Origin of the sequence: Bradyrhizobium sp. LMG 9283 (genome assembly GCF_045571415.1) — a bacterium.
Taxonomy (GTDB): domain Bacteria; phylum Pseudomonadota; class Alphaproteobacteria; order Rhizobiales; family Xanthobacteraceae; genus Bradyrhizobium.
The window spans coordinates 2,776,432-2,793,591 of sequence record NZ_CP120691.1 but is presented as its reverse complement, the minus strand read 5'-3'; the positions used below and the strand labels follow the sequence as shown (position 1 = coordinate 2,793,591).

The window sequence follows — 17,160 nt, the reverse complement described above, 5'->3', positions numbered from 1 at the left end:
TTCACGCCCTCACCTCCTGGCGCTGGAACAGCACATAGCCGAAGGCGAACAGCACGATGGTGCCCGCGATCAGGCCCACCGTTTGCGGCCAGGCGATCATGACGCTCTCGCCGAATGGGAGCGGTGATCCCATGACGGCGCCACGGAGCTGGTCAAGGAACACCGGGCCGAGCGCGCGCGTGGTCGGCGAGAGCACGGCGAGCATCGCCTCTCCGAACAGGTCGTTGGGCGAGAGCCGCAGCAGCTCCTGCGTCCAGATCGCGGTGGCCGGATCGTTGAGGCCGAGCAGCGCGTAGCGCGGATCGGCCGGAGCGATTGCCTGCGCGATCGCCGGGGCCAGCATCGGCCAGAGCACGGTCAGGAACAGCCAGATGCCAAGCGAAACCAGCGCCGCGGTCGCCGGCGAGCGGAACACGATCGACAGCAGCATGGCCAGCGAGAGCCAGACACCGGCATAGAAGATCGCCACGATCAGGAACACCAGCGAGCGCGCGATCTCCTCGCCGCCGGGCGGCACCCCGAGGAAGATCAGGCCGAGACCGATCACCAGCAACCACAAGGCAGCGAGGCTGATGCCGATGGTGGCGAGGGCTGCGAGGAATTTTCCCATCAGCAGCGCATCGCGATAGATCGGCTGCGCCAGGATGCGCGATAACGTCCGCCGGTTGTGCTCGCTGTTGATGGCGTCGAAGCCGAGCCCGATCGCCATCAGCGGAATGAGGAATCCGAGAATCGCGACGAAGGACGGCAGCGGCGCCTTGTCGATGGTGAAGAGGCGGAGCAGCAGGAACGGATCTTCGGCCGTGTTCTGCCTGAGGTTGCTGATCGCCCCGTAGAGCGCGGCGAGCGCCGTGAAGACGATCAGGAGCTCCAGCATCAGCATGCGGATGCTGGAGAGATGATCGGCGAGCTCCTTGACGAAGACGGTCGACAGTCCGCGGAACGGTGAACCCTCACGCCGCATGGCGAACATCTCCCGTGGGCCTGATCTGGAAATAGCGCGCGTAGATCGCCTCGAGGCTTGGTTCGTCGATCGACAATCTGCGCAAGTCACCACCGACCGTGACCACGGCGCGTGCCGCGTCCGGCCGCACGTCGCGCTCGGCAGTCATGCGGAAGCGATCGACGCCCAGGGTGTCGACCTGGGTCACACCGGGGATCATCGCAAGCCGCCGGGCTATACCGAGTCCGTCGGCCTCGACTTCCACGACGAAGCCGGCACCGAGCACCTTGACTGCGAGCTCCGGCACCGCACCCATCAACACGATACGTCCGCCCTGGAACAGCGCGACCCGGTCGCAGATGCGTTGCACCTGGTCGAGCATGTGGGACGACAGCAGCACCGTGATGCCCTCGGCCTTCAATTCTCCGATCAATCCCAGGAACTCCTGCGTCGCCTGCGGGTCGAGGCCCGACGTCGGCTCGTCCAGGATGGCGATCTCGGCCCGCTTCACGATGATCTCGGCGAGACCCAGCCGTTGCCGCATGCCACGCGAGAACGTCGCGACCCGCTTTGAGGCGACCTGCGCGAGGCCGACCCGCATCAGTGCCGCCTCGATCCGCCGCCTGCGCTCAGCGCGCGCCAGTCCCATCAGCTTCGCCGTATAGGCAAGGTTTTCGGCGGCGGTGAGATGATCATAGAAGCCGACCGCATCGGGCAGATAGCCGACGCGCTGCTTGACCTTCAGCGGTTCTCGGGCCGGATTGAAGCCGAGCACGCTGACCTCGCCAGACGATATCTCGGTTAATCCCAGCATCATCAGGATGGTCGTGGTCTTGCCCGCGCCGTTCGGGCCGAGCAGGCCGAACACCTCACCGCGCGCAATGTCGAAGTCGATGCCATCGACGACGGCCGCAGCGCCGTAGCGCCGCGTCAGCCCGCGCGCGGCGATGACGGGATCCGGTGCCGTCCCTCGGCTGTCCTTTGATTGATTCCTCATCGCCGTCCGAACCTCGCGACTGCACCCAGCATCAGCAGGAGCGCGACGCCGATGACGCCTGCACCTGCCATGCCCCATACGGTCGAAGTGCCGACGGTGATGCGGAACTGGCCGGAAGCGTTCTCTCCGCGCGATGTGGCGCGGATCGTCGCTTGGTAGTCACCGGCCAACGACTTGTCGCTGGGCGTGATCAACGCCTGCACCTCGCTGTCCTTGCCCGGCACGAGCCGCTCGATGGTCGCCGGCTCGAATGTCACCTTCCATCCACTCGGCGCCGTTCCGGCCAGCGTGATATTCTCCGCCGGAGCGGTGCCGGAATTCGTCACGACGATCGGGATCGAGCTCTGCTTGCCGGCGACCGCACGCGCACTCAACAGACCATCGCGGCCCGAGATCTGGAGCTGCGGCTGGCCGACGATGTCGAGCGCAAGCTCGGTGGAAGCAGAGGCATCCTCGGCCTTCACGATCACCTTGACCGGGAAGTGACCGGCGTCGACCGTCGTGGGCGGGCGCACCTTCAGCTTGATATCTTTGGACTGGCCCGCATCGATCGGAATCGACGAGAGCTCCTGCGTGCCGTAGGCCTCGGTGAACGATGTCTCGAAATTGGCGGGAGCCTCTGCTGCAAAACTGGCAACGAGATTGCGGCCGGAATCGTTCTTGATCGAGAGCGTATAATCGAAATTGGATTTCGGGCTGCCGCGCAGCGACGGCAGGCTGGATTTCACGCTGAGCTTGGCGGGCAGCTCCTTGGCGAGCGAGACCGCAACCGGGAGTTCGGCCGTGGTGCCCTGCCCTTCGGCCTTGACCGTGAGCGTATGCGGGGCGAGATCGTTACCCGCAGGCACGTCGAGCCTGAGCTGCAGCGCGACACTGCCGTCGGGGGCCGGCATCGCGGCGCCGACCGGCTGACCGCCACCGAGTAGCGTCGCGGTCCAGCCGCTCGGCACGCCTGCCACCGAAAGCTGGTAGCGCTGCGGCGCGAGACCGTAGTTCTGCAGACGCAGTGAGATGTTGGTCGTGGTCCCCGGCCGCACCGTGACCGCCGGATAGTCGGTCATGAGATAAAGCCCCTTGATGTCGTGCGCAGGTTCGGCCGCGTGGGCAGCCGGACTCAGCAGCACGAGGGCAAATGCAAGACGCGCAGCATCAAGCGCTCGCATGGACGATACTCCTGCAAGGAAGGATGGATCAGGGATGGGCTTCGCACCGCCGGAAAGACCATTTGGCGGCGTGTCGGATGATGGAAGCAATCGTGACGAAGTTTTGGAAGCGAAGCGGCCTGCCAGTTACAAGTCGGTGATTGCAGGCGATTTTGTCTCAGACTTTAGTTCGAAGTCGGCGTGCACGCGTGAAAGGTTACGAGGCCGTAATGCGATGCTTCTCCGGCCCGCGCATCAGCGGCGCCGATGCTCCGCCTGAATGGCATCGCGCCGCTAAAGCCCGTGGATGATCCCAGCGTCGATCAGCAGCCGATTGAGCCGCCGCGCTTCGGCGCCGTCCTTGCAGCCGTAGAAGATGCCTTTGCAGCGGAGCATGATCGCCTTCTGCTCGGCGAAGGACGGATCGAGCGGGATGCCGGCGGCTTCCTGGATCACCAGCGGCAGATAGGGACCGTCGATCGTGTCCATCACGGTGTCGGTTCTGACCGGCTCGAAGTTGACGGCGTCGATGGCGTAATAGGTCGCGTAGAGGCGCGGATCGTAGGCATCGAGCTTCTTGCCGATCGCACTCTCATCGAGCCCGGGCTCAAGCAGGCTCGGCGCAAATTCGGGCTGGTGATCGCCATAGCGCACGATCAGGAAGGGTTCGCCCGGAAAGGTCTTCTTCAGGCCCGCGACGAATGCCTTGTATTGCTCGGCGCTCATGGCCTGACGGCGCAGATATTCGTCGAAGGACGGCCCATTGCCCGGCGCACGCCAGCTCGGCAGCAGGTCGGGACGGAAGCGGGTCTCCCAGGGGAAATGATTGGCACCGAGATAGATGAAGGTGAACAGCGGCTTGTTCGGCGGCTGCTGCCCCATGAGCTGAAGCGCCTTGTCGTAGAAGAAGCTGTCGGGCTCCACATCCTTGGCGCCGAGATCCTTGGAGTCGAGGAAGCGCTCGATGCCGGTCGTCATCTGGAAGCTGCGCGCGCCCATGAAGCCGCCATGGGCGGGATAGAGCGACAGCGTATCGTAGCCGCAACGGCGTAGCGCGAGCGGCAGGCCGCGCTCGACCCGGTTCGAGGCGATGCGCGTCACGAAATAGGCGAAACGGCCGAACGAGCGCGAGGAGAGCCCCGCGAGCACATTGTATTCGGTGAACCAGCTCGGCCCGCCATTGCTCTCGGCGAGGAACGTGCGCTGCTTGCCATCCCATGACTTGAAATGATCGCCATAGCGCGGCGGCACCTTGATCCCTTGTGCGGCGCGGATGTCGAAGCTCGACTCATCATGGATCATGATGATGTTCGGCCGCCGGCCGGCGGGATGGCAGGAATCGACCAGCGGCATGTTGAGCCGCTCGTTGGTCGAAGCGGCCGACTCCATGACTCCGTACTGCACGAGATCGGAGACCGCGGTGACGCCGGAGCGGAAGAACTTCGAGAGATAGCCGTCGTCGTAATAGCCGCGCCAGGCTTCGTCCGGATGAGAGAGCGAATAGCCGACGAGGGCAGCGAGACAAGCGAGCTTGCAGGCGAGTGCGGGCAGGCGGCGGATGCGGAACGGGTCGAGCCACCACAGCGCATACATCAGCGGCAGCGTGACGAGGCCGGCTGATATCACCGACCAGCGCAAATTCGGGAAGATCGTGAACAGGAATGCGACCGTGTCCCGGTCGATCATCATCAGGTCGATGAAGTTGACCGTCATCTGCACGACGTCGTGCTTGAGCCGCGACAGCAGCACCAGGACGACGACCATGGTCAGCGACAGCGCACCCGACAGCGCCGGCCGGCGCAGCAGCGTGATCCAGGAGAAGTTGAGAATGCCCCAGGCCAGCGCGAAGGACAGGCGCGAGCCGAAATCCGTCTCGGTCTCGTACATCAGCGCGAGCGCGGCCAGATGCGGCGCGGCAACCGCGAGCAGCCGCCAGATGCCGAGCGCGGCGACGCTCGCCAGCACGGCGGTGGTGGCAGAAGGACCTGGATTGGGCGCGGACGCCATCGACGACACGCAACTCTGGTCCGGCGCGGTGATGCCAAGCCCGTCTGGCCGGCCGAACGGCCACGGCGTCCGGCGCAGCCGGCTGCACCGTTTCATAAAACTGTAATGGAACTGTCACGGACAGGCAACGTGCGGCGCGATCCGACCTTCGCTTAATGTTAGCAGCGGGCGAACGAAAGCCGTGGACCAGGGCCCGGCCAAGGCGCCCCTGCGCATGATCGCGATGGGCCGCCGCCCGCGCAGGCAAACCGTCGCGGCGGGCTGAACGCCCACCTTACTGCGGCAGCAGCCCGAGCCGCTTGGCGATGATGCGGTCGAGCGTCCGTTTCGGCAGCACGGCACTGATCAGATAGCGCAGCGGCTCCGGCGTGATCTGGTAACGCACCTTGGGGCTTGCCGCGGTCAGCGCCTCGAATACGACCTCGGCCGGCGATCATGTAGGAGAAAGGTGCCAGGACGCAATGGCACATGGTCTCGCGCTACGCGTGATGAGACTGCGGATGAAGAGTCGAATGCTTGCCCCTGAAGAGGCAGACGTTTTGGTGCTGGAGAAGGCCGCGAGAGCGTCTGAAAAGGGACGCGAGATCAAGAAAGTGGTTTAAGCGTCAGTTCTTCGCGTTCAGGCTGCACTTCAGCTCGCGAAGAATTTGAATGAAGCAGCAATGCTTGGCGCGAGAATGAAAAGAGCGAACGCTGTTTGTGACTTCGCTCAACACTAATTGCGAAGGTTTAAGATTTGGTTTGACGAGCGAAGCTCGTGTTTTCGCTCATGTCCCGGACAAGCGCAGCGAAGCAGAGCACAGAGCCCGGACCCGGAAGCCGCAAGGGCCCCCGGCTCGGCAGCGCACCACTTGCGTGATGCGCTGCGTCCGGGGAACGGTGACTTAGTTCTTGCTCTTGTCGACCAGCGCGCCCTTCTTGATCCAGGGCATCATGTCGCGCAGCTTCGCGCCGACTTCCTCGATCGGATGGGCGGCGAGCTTGGCGCGGGTCGCCTTGAACGAGGTCTGGTTGACCTTGTTCTCGAGCATCCAATCGCGGGCGAACTTGCCGCCCTGGATGTCAGCCAGAACCTTGCGCATCTCCTTCTTGGTCTCGTCGGTGATGATGCGCGGGCCGGTGACGTACTCGCCGTACTCGGCGGTGTTGGAGATCGAATAGTTCATGTTGGCGATGCCGCCTTCATAGATCAGGTCGACGATCAGCTTCACTTCGTGCAGGCACTCGAAATAGGCCATCTCCGGCGCGTAGCCGGCTTCGACCAGGGTCTCGTAGCCGCCCTTGATCAGCTCGACCAGGCCGCCGCAGAGTACCACCTGCTCGCCGAACAGGTCGGTCTCGCACTCTTCCTTGAAGGTGGTCTCGATGATGCCGGCGCGGCCGCCGCCGATCGCGGAGGCGTAGGACAGGCCGAGATCATGGGCATTGCCCGAGACGTCCTTGGCAATCGCGATCAGGCAGGGCACGCCGCCACCGCGCTGATACTCCGAGCGCACGGTGTGGCCGGGGCCCTTTGGCGCGATCATCAGCACGTCGAGGTCGGCGCGCGGATCGAGCAGGTTGAAGTGGACGTTGAGGCCGTGCGCGAACACGAGGGCAGCGCCCTTCTTCATGTTGTCGTGCAGGTGTTCGCGGTAGATGTCGCCCTGAAGCTCGTCCGGGGTCAGCATCATGACGAGGTCGGCCCATTTGGCGGCTTCCGCAACTTCCAGCACCTTGAAGCCGGCAGCTTCCGCCTTCTTGGCCGAGGCCGAGCCGTTGCGCAGCGCAATGGCGACTTCCTTGACGCCGGAATCCTTCAGGTTGAGCGCATGGGCGTGGCCCTGGCTGCCGTAGCCGACGATGGCGACCTTCTTGCCCTTGATCAGGTTCAGGTCGGCGTCGCGATCGTAATAAACACGCATAGTCGTTTCCTCGTTCAGGGCCGAAAATCGGCCAATGGTCAGTGTCCGAAGGGTGAAATTTGCGGATTTCGGGGGCTGTCTAGAGCATTTTCAGCCCCGAGGGAAACCCGTTTCTGCATGGAAATCCGCGACATCATGCATCCATGAAAACGGGGTAGAGGGAAGCGAGCAGCAGGATCGCCATCAGGATATTGAAGACGCGGACCAGCCGCTCGGAGGTCAGGATCGGCCGCAACGCGGTGCCGAACAACGCCCAGACCACGGTCGAGACCGTGCCGACGACGAGGCTAATCACGGTCTGGATGGCGATGTTGAGCGGGAATTGGGCGATCGCGGCATAGGCGGTGATGGTACCGATCACGATCACCCAGCCCTTGGCGTTGATCCACTGGAACATGGCCGCACCCCAGAAGGTCATCGGGCCGCGGGCTTTCTCCTCGCCCGGCTTGGCCGGACCGGACATGGCGATCACGGCGGCCAGGTAAATCAGGTAGGCGGCGCCGGCGTATTTCAGGATGGTCTGGAAGATCGGATAGGCCAGGAACACGGTACCGAGCCCGAGGCCGACTGCAGCAACCATGAAGGCAAAGCCGAGGACGATCCCGACGATGTGCGGGATGGTGCGCCGGAAGCCGTAGGTCAGGCCCGAGGACAACAGCATGATATTGTTCGGTCCTGGCGTGAAGTACATCACGACCATGAAAATGAGGAAGGCATAGAACAGCGACTGGGACATGCTCACCTCACGCTGTCTTCGGCAGGACTTGCGGGCGCTTCGCCAGCACCATCACGGCGATACCACCGATCACGGTCAGCATGCCGGCAAGCCGCAACGGTCCGAACCGCTCGCCGAACACGATGCTGGAGGCAGCCGAGCCGACGAACGGCACCAGCAACGCGAACGGCACCACTTGCGCGGCGGGATAGTCGCGCAGCAGGCGGCCCCACAGCCAATAGGCGATGCTGGTGGAGATGCCGCCGAGCATCAGCATGCAGAGCACCGATGTCAGCGATATGTGCGTCAGAGACGTCCAAGTCGTCGCCGGCCCATTGGCGATCAGTGCCAGCACGAACAGCGGCACTGCCGAAGCGAGGCACAGCCACGCGAACAGATCGAACATCGGCACGCCGCGCGCGCTGCGCAGCAGCAGATTGCCGACGGCAAAGCTGAGCGGCGATATCATCAGCACTGCGAAGGCCGCGACGCTGAAATCATGGCCGACTGTGCCGCAGATCATCAGCAGGCCCGCCGCGGCAATGACGATGCCCAGCGTCTGCACCGGTGTGGGCCGCTCGCCGAATGCGAGCGCTGCGAAGCCGATCGTGAACAGCGCCTGGCTCTGCACGACGACGCTGGTCAGGCCCACCGGCACGCCATGGGCGATGCCATAAGCCTGGGACAGGAACTGACCGAGGAACAGCGTGAAGCTGATCGCGATCAGCAGCGACCAGGCCACCTTCGGCTTGGGAATGAACAGGCACGGCACCGCGGCGATCGTAAAGCGCAATGCCGTCATCAGCTCCGGTGAAAGCTCGTCGAGCGCGATCCGGCTCGCCACGAAGGCAAGCCCCCAGATGATCGCCACCATGACGGCGATGAGGATGTCGGCCGGCTTCATTGTTGTTTCCGGTTCTGCTTATCGTGCAGCCCTGTTGTTGTTCTGGTCTAACCTTGATCGCCGGCTTTCGGTTTCCGCAGCAGATACGTGCCGTGCATGGGGGCGTGGTAGTCGGCCGAGACCAGCGCGAAACCGACGTCGGTCAGCATCCGCTCCATCACCCAGCCGAAGGTGGAATATTCGTCGCGCATATGCGTCACTACGCTCTCCCGCGCGAAATCGTGGTTCTTGATCTGGAAATCGGCCCATTGCTCGACGTCGCGTTCGACAGCGTCAGGCATCGACGCATAGACGATGTCGCGCAAGTAAAAGCTCGCACCCGGCTTCAGGGCGCGATAGATCCGCGACATCGCCACCGCCTTCCAGAAATCCGGCAGATGGTGCAGCGTGAACTCGCTGACGATCAGGTCGTAGGACTCCGGACGGTAGGCGAAGCTGAGCAGGCCTGCGGACTGGGTGCGAACCGGCGCCTTGCGGTCGCGGGCGTAGATCTCGGCGAGCGCCAGCATCGCCGGCGAGATGTCGATGGCGTCGACCTCGGCACCCATCAGCGCGGCTTCGGTCGCAAGCACGCCGTTGCCGCAGCCGATATCGGCAATGCGCCAACCGCGCTGGACCCCGAGCATTTTCAGCGCGGCGCGCGCCCGCAGATCGGCATCGTCATGGTTGTCGTAGATCGATGCCACAGCGGGCTCGATCCCCATCCGGTTCCGCTCGTTATAGTACCAGTCGCGCGCCAGCATGGTTCACATCCCTTCAGGCCCGCGGCCGATCGCGGCAACACCGGTGCGCGACACTTCGACAAGGCCGAGCGGGCGCATCAGGTCGATAAACTGATTGATCTTGTCCGTATTGCCTGTGATCTCGAACACAAAGCTTTCGGTGGTGGCGTCGATCACGCGGGCGCGGAACGCGTCCGCCAGCCTGAGCGCCTCGACCCGATGCTCGCCCTGGCCACGCACCTTCACCATCGCCAGCTCGCGCTCGATCGAGCGCTTGGTCTGGGTCATGTCGACGACGCGATAGACCGGGATCATGCGGTCGAGCTGGTGCTTGATCTGCTCAATCACCATCGGTGTGCCCGTCGTGACGATGGTGATGCGCGACAGGTGCTTCTGCGCCTCGGTCTCCGAAACCGTGAGGCTCTCGATGTTGTAGCCGCGGCCCGAGAACAGGCCGATGACGCGCGCGAGCACGCCCGGCTCGTTCTGCACGAGCACGGCGAGCGTGTGCGTCTCGTTGGGATCGTGACGGTCCTCGATGAAATAGGCGGATGCGGGCTGGTTCATTGTCGTCCCCTCTTGTCTCTCCGTCACGCCATCGCTGGCGCATCCGTCCCGACCCAACGGCGGAACAGATCGAAATCGATGTTGCCCCCGGACAGCACAAGACCGACGCGCTTGCCCTTCATCTTGCTCTTCTCTTGCTGCGCGGCGGCGAGCGCAGCTGCACCCGCGCCTTCGGCGAGATTGTGGGTGTCTGTCCAGTAGGCGCGGATCGCGGCTGCGACCTCGTCGTCGGTGACCTCTACGATGCGCGAGGCGCCCTTGCGGATCAGCGCGAACGCATCCGCGTCCGGAATGCGCGTCGCCATGCCGTCGGCACGCGTGTTGCTGGTCTCGGTCGTAACGATCTTTCCGGCCGCAAACGACAGCGCATAGGACGGCGCCTCCGTCGACTGCACGCCGACGATCTCCGTCTTCAGGCCGAGCAGGTCGCGAGCCATGATGCAGCCGCAGATGCCGGAGCCCTGCCCGATCGGCACGTAGAGGATGTCGAGATCGGGCGCGGAGCGGAACAACTCGAGCGCGTAGGTGGCGACGCCGAGCACGAGATCGGGATGGAACGACGGCACCATGTGCAGGCCGGTAAACTGGGCGCGCCGCTGAGCCTCTTCGGCCGCCGCCTGAAAATCCTCGCCATGCTCGACCAGCTCGGCGCCGAAGGTCTTCATCGCGCGGTTCTTCTCGACCGAGTTGCCGCGCGGCACATAGATCACCGCCGGCACGCCGTGGCGCCCCGCGGCAAAGGCCAGGCTCTGACCGTGGTTGCCACGCGTCGCCGAGATGATGCCCGGCGTGTTCGGCCGCTCGCGCTTCAGCCGTTCGAGATAGACGAGCCCGCCGCGCACCTTGAAGGCGCCGATCGGGGTATGGTTCTCGTGCTTGACCACGACCTCGGTGCCGAGGCGCTCGGCGAGCAGCGGCCAGGCATGCGCCGGCGTTGCCGGCACCGCCCGCCCCACGATCGCATGTGCGCGCTCGAGCTCCTTCAGGTCGAACATTGGAGCCCTTCCATCGACGCTCCCAGACAGCAGTCATCCCCGCGAAAGCGGGAATCCAGTATTCCAGAGGCCCGCGAGATTGATCGCGAGGCCGCGGCGTACTGGATCGCCCGGTCGAGCCGGGCGATGACAGCGGAGTTTGTAATCATCGCGCTCACACCAGCGCCTTGCCGCCCGCGAACGCCTTGGCCGTGGCCTCGTCGTTGGCCTGCTCCGGCAGCAGCATCTCGTTATGCGCCTTGCCAGAGGGGATCATCGGGAAGCAGTTTTCGAGCGCGGCGACGCGGCAGTCGAACAGCACCGGTCGCTTGACCGAGATCATTTCCCTGATGGCGCCATCGAGATCGGCCGGCTTGTGCACCTGGAGGCCGACGGCGCCATAGGCTTCCGCGAGCTTGACGAAGTCCGGCAGCGCTTCGGAGTAGGAATGCGACAAGCGGTTGCCATGCAGCAGCTGCTGCCACTGGCGCACCATGCCCATGTACTGGTTGTTGAGGATGAAGATCTTGATCGGCAGCTCGTACTGAATCGCCGTCGACATCTCCTGCATCGTCATCTGCACCGAGGCATCGCCCGCGATGTCGATCACGAGGCTGTCCGGATGCGCCACCTGCACGCCGACCGCGGCCGGCAGGCCGTAGCCCATGGTGCCGAGACCGCCAGATGTCATCCAGCGATGCGGCTCCTCGAAGCCGTAGAACTGCGCTGCCCACATCTGGTGCTGGCCGACCTCGGTCGTGATGTAGGTGTCCTTGCCGCGCGTCGCCTCGAACAGGCTCTGGATCGCGTGCTGCGGCAGGATCACGTCGTTGCTCTTCTTGTAATAGAGCGAGTTGCGGGCGCGCCACTGCGCGATTTGCTGCCACCACGATTTGATGTCGGGCTTCTTCGCCTCCGCCTTGAACACCTGGAGGATGTCGCCGAGGACGTTGCCGCAATCGCCGATGATCGGCACATCGACCCGGATGTTCTTGTTGATCGAGGACGGATCGATGTCGATGTGGATCTTCTTCGAGCCCGGCGAGAACGCATCGACGCGGCCGGTGATACGGTCGTCGAAGCGCGCGCCGACGCACAACATGACGTCGCAATCATGCATGGTCATGTTGGCCTCGTAGGTGCCGTGCATGCCGAGCATGCCGAGCCAGTTCTTGCCCGACGCCGGATAGGCGCCGAGGCCCATCAGCGTCGATGTGATCGGAAAACCGGTGACCTCGACCAGCTCGCGCAGCAGCTTGGTCGCCTCGGGGCCGGAATTGATGACACCGCCGCCGCTGTAGATCACGGGACGCTTGGCATTCGCGAGCAGCGAGACAGCCTTGCGTATCTGCGTCGCATCGCCCTTCAGGCGCGGCGCGTAGGAGCGGTGCACGTCGGACTTGCGCGGCGGATGATAAGTGCCGGTTGCGAACTGAACGTCCTTGGGAACGTCGACCAGCACTGGGCCCGGACGGCCTGAAGTCGCGACATAGAAGGCTTCGTGCAGCACCTTGGCGAGATCATTGACGTCGCGCACCAGCCAGTTGTGCTTGGTGCAGGGACGCGTGATGCCGACGGTATCGCATTCCTGGAACGCATCGTTGCCGATCAGATGCGTCGGCACCTGGCCGGAGATGCAGACCAGCGGAATGGAGTCCATCAGCGCGTCGGTGAGCGGCGTCACCATGTTGGTAGCGCCGGGACCGGAGGTCACCAGCGCAACGCCCGGCTTGCCGGTCGAGCGCGCATAGCCCTCGGCGGCATGGCCCGCGCCCTGCTCGTGACGAACCAGGATGTGCTGAACCTGACTCTGCTGGAAGATCTCGTCATAGATCGGAAGCACCGCGCCGCCGGGATAGCCGAAAATGTCGGTCACGCCATGATCGATCAGCGCACGGACGATCATTGCGGCGCCGGTCATCTGGTTCGGATCGTGGCTCTTGTCGCTCATTGGCTTGCTCCGGATGCGCTGTTGCCAGCGCTTCATTCGTGTCGGGTTCGGGAAATAAAAAAGGCCCCGAAGAGGGCCCACGCACACCGCCTGTCTTATGGATGGCAGCTAGCCACCCCCGGCGGTGTGCCTGGGTACGACGGCGATAAGGAGGATGGTAATAATGTTACGCATGGCAGGCGCTCGGCTTCCCAAAGGTTGCGCGAAACATAGCGGCCAAAGCCCGGATGTCAAGGCAATGCGGCCGTTCCCGCGCGATTTCCGGAATGTAGCGGTGTTCCCGGGGTTCGGCGAGAGGTAAATTCGGGAACCCGGGCACAAAAGCGTGTCAGCCAGGGTCCTCAGTCGCGCTCACGATCGCGGTCAGCCACCCCCTCGCCTCATCCGGCCTCACCCATTCGAATTCCGGCAATTGGTGCCGGAACCAGGTGAACTGGCGCTTGGCATAATGGCGGGTATCGGCCCGGCCGATTCCGGCGGCCTCCTCCAGGCTCAGCTCGCCGCGCAGATGCCGGATCAAGGCCGGCACCCCATGGGCCTTCATCGCCGGCAGCAGCGGATCGAGATGTCTGGCGGCGAGCCGCTCGATCTCCCTCAGCGCACCAGCACCCAGCATGGCATCGAAGCGGGCATCGATGCGGGCATACAGCTCGTCGCGTTCGGGGGCGAGAAACACCGCGCGAAAGCTGTCCTTCGGCAGCAGCGGTGGCTGCCCCTCCTGCTGCCAGTCGAGCAGCGAACGCCCGGTTGCCTCGATCACCTCGAGCGCGCGCGCAATCCGGGTGCGGTCGCGCAAGTTCAATCGCTCGGCCGCGCGCGGATCGCGGCGCGCGAGTTCCGCGTGCAGCGCCTCGACGCCGTTCCGTTCCAACCGCGCGCGCACATCATCGCGCGCCTCGGCAGGGATCGGCGGCACCACGGAGAGGCCCGCCGTCAGCGCCTTGAAATAGAGCCCGGTGCCGCCGATGAAGATCGGCAGACGTCCCAGAGCCCTTGCTTCATCGAGCGCCTTCGCCGCGTCGCTTACCCAGGCACCAGCCGAGAAGTTCACGGCGGCATCGACATGGCCATAGAGGCGATGCGGCACGAGCGCCTCATCCGCCGCTGTCGGCCGCGCCGTGATGATGCGCAGATCGCGGTAGACCTGCATGGAATCGGCATTGATGACGACACCATCGGTCGCGAGCGCAAGCTCGAGCGCCAGCGCCGACTTGCCGCTGGCGGTCGGGCCTGCGATAAGCATGGCCTTGCCTGAATGCCCCTCGCTCACGAAAACCTCAAAATGTCCCTCGTTGCCACGCTGATCTGCAACCCTGACAATCCCGCGCTCGACTCGACCATCGTCGACGGCGCCCGCGCCGTGCTGCCTCAGGCAGCTCCCGCGCACTGGCTGTTCGACGGGGTTGCGGTCGACATTCCCTTCGGCGTCGACAGCAACCTCGAAGGCGACCGCCACGCCATCGAGCAGCGGTTGCGCGAGCTCCGCGGCGACCTGCCCATCGACATCGTCGTGCAGCCAGTCGGTTTCCGGCGCAAGAAGCTTTTTCTCGCTGACATGGATTCCACCATGATCGGCCAGGAATGTATCGACGAGCTCGCCGATTTCGTCGGGGTGAAGGCGCATGTCGCCGCCATCACCGAGCGTGCGATGCGCGGCGAGATCGAGTTCGAACCGGCGCTGCGCGAGCGCGTCGCGTTGCTCAAGGACCTGCCCGCCAGCGCGGTCGATGAGGTGCTGGCCAAGCGCATCACGCTGACGCCGGGTGGCCGCGAGCTGGTCGCGACCATGCGCGCCCATGGCGCCTACACCTGCCTCGTCTCGGGTGGTTTCACGCTATTCACGACCGCGGTTGCCGCCAAGCTCGGCTTTCAGGAGAACCGCGCCAACGAGCTCGTCGTGCGCGACGGCAAGTTCACCGGCGAGGTGAAGGAGCCGATCCTCGGCCGCGCCGCAAAGCTCGCGACGCTGGTGGACCTGATGGAGTCGTTCGATCTCGACGACCTCGACTCGGTCGTGGTCGGCGACGGTGCCAATGATCTCGGGATGATCCAGGCGGCGGGGCTCGGCGTAGCCTATCACGCCAAGCCGGCCGTGGCAGCCGCGGCAGCTGCGCGGATCGATCACGGCGATCTTACCGCGCTGCTCTATGCGCAGGGGTATCGGCGGGACGAGTTCGTGGAGGGCTAACTTCCTCCCGCTGTCATGCCCCGCGACCCGGCTACGCCAAGCTTCGCCGGGGTTGAGGCCCAGGGGGCGCCGAAGCTTTAGCGAAGGCGACAAGCGGGGCACCCAGTATTCCAAAGACCATGCGAGGATACGGAGAAGCCGCGGCGCACTGGATGCCCCGGTCAAGCCGGGGCACGACAGTTTGAGTGTGAGGCGCGAACAGCTCCCTACTGCACGCTCAGCGCGACAAACCGCAGCTCGCCGTCGGCGTTGGAGACCAGCAGCAGCACCGATTTCTTGCCGTCCTTCTTGAGCTGATCGACCCGCTTCTGGATGTCGGCGCCGCTCGACACCGTCTCCTGCGCCACCTCGACGATGACATCGCCGGCGGACAGGCGCTTCTCGGCGGCGTCCGAATTGGCGTCGACGTTGGTGACCACCACGCCTTTGACGCTGTCCTTGATCTTGTAGCGCGTGCGCAGATCCTTGTTCAGCGTTGCGAGATCAAGGCCGAGCGCCTTTTGAGTCACCAGCTTCTCCGGCGCCGGCTCGTCAGTCTTCACCGCAGCCTGCACCTTTTCGGGATCCTGGAGGCGGCCGAGCGTGACCTTCTTGGTCTCTTCCTGGCCCTTGCGGATGATGACGACATCGACCTCCTTGCCGACCGCCGTGTCGGCGACGACGCGCGACAGGTCTTTCGGGTCCTTGACGTCCTTGCCGTCGAACTTGACGACGACGTCGCCGGGCTCGATGCCGGCGGGCTTGGCCGGGCCCTTGTCATCGACGCCGGCGACCAGCGCACCGCGCGCAGGCTTGATGTTGAGACTCTCGGCAATCTCGTCGGTGACGCTCTGGATACGCACGCCAAGCCAGCCACGGCGCAACTCGCCGAACTGGCGGAGCTGGTCGACCACGCCCACCACCGTCTTTGACGGTACGGCGAAGCCGATGCCGATGGAACCGCCGGAGGGGGAGATGATCAGCGTGTTGACGCCAATGACGTCGCCGTCGAGGTTGAACAGCGGACCGCCGGAATTGCCGCGGTTGATAGAGGCGTCGGTCTGGATGTAGCTGTCATATGGCCCTGAGGAGATGTCGCGGTTCTTCGCCGAGACGATGCCAGCGGTCACCGTGCCCCCGAGGCTGAAGGGGTTGCCAATCGCGACCACCCAGTCGCCGAGGCGCAGCTTGTCTGAGTCGCCGAACTTCACCGCGACCAGCGGCTTCGGCGGCTTGATCTTAAGTACGGCGAGATCAGTCTTCTTGTCGACCCCGACCAGCTCGGCCTTGATCTTGGTACCGTCGTTGAGGATGACATGGATCTCGTCGGCGTCCGCAATGACGTGGTTGTTGGTGACGACGATGCCCGATGTGTCGATGATGAAGCCGCTTCCGAGCGAGTTGGTCTTGCGCGGCGGGTTGTTGTCGCCGCGCTCGCCGCCCTTGCCGCCACCGGGGCCCCGGCGGTTCTTGAAAAAGTCGTCGAAGAACTCTTCGAACGGCGAGCCGGGCGGCAATTGCGGCATGGTGTTGCTGCCGCTACCCTTGGCGTCGACCGTCTGCGAGGTCGAGATGTTGACGACCGCGTCGATCACCTTCTCGGCGACGTCGGCGATGCCATCCGGTCCGCGCGCATGGGCCGGCGTGCCGAACGCGCTGAAAGCACCGACGGCGAGCGCGGCCAGCCCAATTCGCACACCAAGTCGCACGCGACGGCGCGAGCGGGACGGGGCAGTGGTGGCAGCGGTCATTGTGATCTCCAGACAAAGGGATTCGGCGCCAGACTGCGCTCGAACGGGGGCATGGCGCAAGCGCGGAGCTTAACGGGCCTCAAGAGCCCGATAATAGGGCGAAAACCGGTCCGGCGCCTTCACTTTGGCGTTGGCCTGACACCTAAATCGGGCGCCGCATAACCCAGATCAGGACCAGGCCGGCCACGGCCGAGCCGATCCCGACCGCCCGCAGGATGTTGTCCGGCGTGGCGATGGCGCTCTTCATGGCTTTGCGCATCCAGTTGGGACTGGCCGCGAACAACAAGCCTTCCAGCACGAACAGGATGCCTAGGCCGATGAGGAAGTCGGCGAACGCAATGGACCTCATCGGAATGGAACCTCCCGGTATGCTGTTCTTGTCTGGACAAAGGGCGGCGAGATCCGCCGCCCTTGTC

Annotated in this window: 15 protein-coding genes and 1 pseudogene; 1 reads left to right on the top strand and 15 read right to left on the bottom strand. The window is 64.4% G+C overall.

Going from position 1 to position 17,160, the window contains the following annotated elements; translation table 11 throughout:
- Position 1 precedes the first annotated feature (1 nt).
- The 13 genes and pseudogenes from P6U29_RS12995 to miaA all read right to left on the bottom strand — a co-directional run bounded on the left by P6U29_RS12995 (position 2) and on the right by miaA (position 14,069).
- Entirely contained in the window at positions 2–964 is a 963-nt protein-coding gene (locus P6U29_RS12995; protein ID WP_407117954.1) for an ABC transporter permease, read from the bottom strand.
- Positions 954–1,940, bottom strand: a complete 987-nt coding sequence (locus P6U29_RS12990; protein WP_407117953.1) for an ABC transporter ATP-binding protein — start codon at positions 1,938–1,940, stop codon at positions 954–956. The genes P6U29_RS12995 and P6U29_RS12990 overlap by 11 nt, the downstream gene beginning before the upstream one ends.
- Entirely contained in the window at positions 1,937–3,103 is a 1,167-nt protein-coding gene (locus tag P6U29_RS12985; protein ID WP_407117952.1) for an NEW3 domain-containing protein, read from the bottom strand. The genes P6U29_RS12990 and P6U29_RS12985 overlap by 4 nt, the downstream gene beginning before the upstream one ends.
- A 273-nt stretch (positions 3,104–3,376) precedes the next feature.
- Positions 3,377–5,089, bottom strand: coding sequence for a sulfatase-like hydrolase/transferase (locus P6U29_RS12980; RefSeq protein WP_407117951.1), 1,713 nt, complete (start codon positions 5,087–5,089; stop codon positions 3,377–3,379).
- Between the two features lie 274 nt (positions 5,090–5,363).
- Positions 5,364–5,516 (bottom strand): annotated as a pseudogene (locus tag P6U29_RS12975) (oxidoreductase); the annotation flags it as partial.
- Between the two features lie 457 nt (positions 5,517–5,973).
- Entirely contained in the window at positions 5,974–6,993 is a 1,020-nt protein-coding gene (gene ilvC / locus P6U29_RS12970; RefSeq protein ID WP_407117950.1) for a ketol-acid reductoisomerase, read from the bottom strand.
- Positions 6,994–7,126: 133 nt separating this feature from the next.
- Positions 7,127–7,729 (bottom strand): LysE family translocator, encoded by a 603-nt coding sequence (locus tag P6U29_RS12965; protein WP_407117949.1) that lies wholly within the window; start codon positions 7,727–7,729, stop codon positions 7,127–7,129.
- A 7-nt stretch (positions 7,730–7,736) separates the two neighbouring features.
- On the bottom strand, positions 7,737–8,612 hold the full coding sequence (locus P6U29_RS12960; protein WP_407117948.1) for an EamA family transporter: 876 nt from the start codon (positions 8,610–8,612) through the stop codon (positions 7,737–7,739).
- Between the two features lie 47 nt (positions 8,613–8,659).
- A complete protein-coding gene (locus P6U29_RS12955; protein ID WP_407117947.1) occupies positions 8,660–9,355 on the bottom strand; it encodes a class I SAM-dependent methyltransferase in 696 nt (231 codons plus the stop codon).
- Between the two features lie 3 nt (positions 9,356–9,358).
- The gene (gene ilvN, locus P6U29_RS12950) at positions 9,359–9,901 is read right to left on the bottom strand and encodes an acetolactate synthase small subunit (protein ID WP_027572493.1); all 543 of its coding nucleotides are present in this window, start codon (positions 9,899–9,901) and stop codon (positions 9,359–9,361) included.
- A 23-nt stretch (positions 9,902–9,924) separates the two neighbouring features.
- Positions 9,925–10,896: a threonine dehydratase gene (locus P6U29_RS12945; RefSeq protein ID WP_407117946.1), complete on the bottom strand. Its 972-nt coding sequence runs from the start codon at positions 10,894–10,896 to the stop codon at positions 9,925–9,927.
- 154 nt (positions 10,897–11,050) lie between these two features.
- Positions 11,051–12,826: an acetolactate synthase 3 large subunit gene (locus P6U29_RS12940; protein WP_407117945.1), complete on the bottom strand. Its 1,776-nt coding sequence runs from the start codon at positions 12,824–12,826 to the stop codon at positions 11,051–11,053.
- Positions 12,827–13,154: 328 nt separating this feature from the next.
- Complete coding sequence (miaA, locus tag P6U29_RS12935; protein ID WP_407119309.1) at positions 13,155–14,069, bottom strand: tRNA (adenosine(37)-N6)-dimethylallyltransferase MiaA; 915 nt, start codon at positions 14,067–14,069, stop codon at positions 13,155–13,157.
- 39 nt (positions 14,070–14,108) lie between these two features.
- Here miaA and serB point away from each other — a divergent pair, with 39 nt between their 5' ends.
- Positions 14,109–15,014 carry a phosphoserine phosphatase SerB gene (gene serB / locus P6U29_RS12930; RefSeq protein ID WP_407117944.1) on the top strand — a complete coding sequence of 302 codons (906 nt, stop codon included), beginning with the start codon at positions 14,109–14,111 and terminating at the stop codon, positions 15,012–15,014.
- Positions 15,015–15,220: 206 nt separating this feature from the next.
- Here the strand turns inward: serB and P6U29_RS12925 are convergent, their stop codons facing one another.
- On the bottom strand, positions 15,221–16,744 hold the full coding sequence (locus P6U29_RS12925; protein ID WP_407117943.1) for a Do family serine endopeptidase: 1,524 nt from the start codon (positions 16,742–16,744) through the stop codon (positions 15,221–15,223).
- Positions 16,745–16,886: 142 nt separating this feature from the next.
- Positions 16,887–17,093, bottom strand: coding sequence for a DUF2065 domain-containing protein (locus P6U29_RS12920; protein ID WP_407117942.1), 207 nt, complete (start codon positions 17,091–17,093; stop codon positions 16,887–16,889).
- Positions 17,094–17,160 lie beyond the last annotated feature (67 nt).

Coding starts and splice junctions, on each gene's coding strand:
- P6U29_RS12940 (WP_407117945.1), bottom strand. CDS start 12,826: ATGAGCGACAAGAGCCACGATCCGAACCAGATGACCGGCGCCGCAATG.
- P6U29_RS12955 (WP_407117947.1), bottom strand. CDS start 9,355: ATGCTGGCGCGCGACTGGTACTATAACGAGCGGAACCGGATGGGGATC.
- serB (WP_407117944.1), top strand. CDS start 14,109: ATGTCCCTCGTTGCCACGCTGATCTGCAACCCTGACAATCCCGCGCTC.
- P6U29_RS12980 (WP_407117951.1), bottom strand. CDS start 5,089: ATGGCGTCCGCGCCCAATCCAGGTCCTTCTGCCACCACCGCCGTGCTG.
- P6U29_RS12945 (WP_407117946.1), bottom strand. CDS start 10,896: ATGTTCGACCTGAAGGAGCTCGAGCGCGCACATGCGATCGTGGGGCGG.
- P6U29_RS12995 (WP_407117954.1), bottom strand. CDS start 964: ATGCGGCGTGAGGGTTCACCGTTCCGCGGACTGTCGACCGTCTTCGTC.
- miaA (WP_407119309.1), bottom strand. CDS start 14,069: ATGCTTATCGCAGGCCCGACCGCCAGCGGCAAGTCGGCGCTGGCGCTC.
- ilvC (WP_407117950.1), bottom strand. CDS start 6,993: ATGCGTGTTTATTACGATCGCGACGCCGACCTGAACCTGATCAAGGGC.
- P6U29_RS12960 (WP_407117948.1), bottom strand. CDS start 8,612: ATGAAGCCGGCCGACATCCTCATCGCCGTCATGGTGGCGATCATCTGG.
- ilvN (WP_027572493.1), bottom strand. CDS start 9,901: ATGAACCAGCCCGCATCCGCCTATTTCATCGAGGACCGTCACGATCCC.
- P6U29_RS12965 (WP_407117949.1), bottom strand. CDS start 7,729: ATGTCCCAGTCGCTGTTCTATGCCTTCCTCATTTTCATGGTCGTGATG.
- P6U29_RS12925 (WP_407117943.1), bottom strand. CDS start 16,744: ATGACCGCTGCCACCACTGCCCCGTCCCGCTCGCGCCGTCGCGTGCGA.
- P6U29_RS12990 (WP_407117953.1), bottom strand. CDS start 1,940: ATGAGGAATCAATCAAAGGACAGCCGAGGGACGGCACCGGATCCCGTC.
- P6U29_RS12920 (WP_407117942.1), bottom strand. CDS start 17,093: ATGAGGTCCATTGCGTTCGCCGACTTCCTCATCGGCCTAGGCATCCTG.
- P6U29_RS12985 (WP_407117952.1), bottom strand. CDS start 3,103: ATGCGAGCGCTTGATGCTGCGCGTCTTGCATTTGCCCTCGTGCTGCTG.